Origin of the sequence: Streptomyces sp. NPDC021224 (assembly GCF_044332905.1) — a bacterium.
Lineage (GTDB): Bacteria > Actinomycetota > Actinomycetes > Streptomycetales > Streptomycetaceae > Actinacidiphila.
In genome coordinates this window covers 1-1216 of record NZ_JBIRPW010000046.1, presented here as the reverse complement: position 1 = coordinate 1216, position 1216 = coordinate 1, and the positions used below count along the sequence as shown (strand labels likewise).

Sequence of the window (1216 nt, the reverse complement as noted above, 5' to 3'; positions counted from 1 at the left end):
GAGTCGTCGAAGGTGGGACTGGCGATTGGGACGAAGTCGTAACAAGGTAGCCGTACCGGAAGGTGCGGCTGGATCACCTCCTTTCTAAGGAGCACATAGCCGACTGCAAGCGCATGTCTTGCACGGTTGCTCATGGGTGGAACGTTGACTATTCGGTGGGTCCTGTGAGGGACGCTAGTACTGCTTCGGCGTGGAACGCGATCTCGAACGGTATCTGCCGGGCACGCTGTTGGGTCCTGAGGGAACGTGAGTTCTCTCTTTTTGCATGGAGCCAGGCTCATGGGGTCCCGGGCGGTTGTCCGGGTGTTCTTGTGGGTGATGGTTGGTTGTTTGAGAACTGCATAGTGGACGCGAGCATCTGTGGCCAAGTTTTTAAGGGCGCACGGTGGATGCCTTGGCACCAGGAACCGATGAAGGACGTGGGAGGCCGCGATAGGCCCCGGGGAGCTGTCAACCGAGCTGTGATCCGGGGGTGTCCGAATGGGGAAACCCGGCAGTCGTCATGGGCTGTCACCCATACCTGAACACATAGGGTATGTGGAGGGAACGCGGGGAAGTGAAACATCTCAGTACCCGCAGGAAGAGAAAACAACCGTGATTCCGGGAGTAGTGGCGAGCGAAACCGGATGAGGCTAAACCGTATGTGTGTGATACCCGGCAGGGGTTGCGCATGCGGGGTCGTGGGAGTTTCCGTGATCGGTCTGCCGGCCGGTCGGAGAGTGAGAAACCGTTTGTGTAGGCGAAGGGCATGCGAAAGGCCCGGCGTAGAGGGTAAGACCCCCGTAGCTGAAACATGAGCGGCTCTCTTGGGAACCACCCAAGTAGCACAGGGCCCGAGAAATCCTGTGTGAATCTGGCGGGACCACCCGCTAAGCCTAAATATTCCCTGGTGACCGATAGCGGATAGTACCGTGAGGGAATGGTGAAAAGTACCGCGGGAGCGGAGTGAAATAGTACCTGAAACCGTGTGCCTACAAGCCGTGGGAGCGTCGGGCGTTGGACTTGTCCAGCGTCTCGTGACTGCGTGCCTTTTGAAGAATGAGCCTGCGAGTTTGCGGTGTGTTGCGAGGTTAACCCGTGTGGGGTAGCCGTAGCGAAAGCGAGTCCGAATAGGGCGATTCTAGTAGCACGCTCAAGACCCGAAGCGGAGTGATCTAGCCATGGGCAGGTTGAAGCGGCTGTAAGAGGTCGTGGAGGACCGAACCCACCAGGGTTG

At 58.3% G+C, this 1216-nt stretch carries 2 rRNA genes; both read left to right on the top strand.

The window, feature by feature from the left end:
- Window positions 1-84, top strand: a 16S ribosomal RNA gene (locus ACH4PY_RS37110); the annotation flags it as partial.
- Between the two features lie 278 nt (window positions 85-362).
- Window positions 363-1216 (top strand): 23S ribosomal RNA (locus ACH4PY_RS37105); the annotation flags it as partial.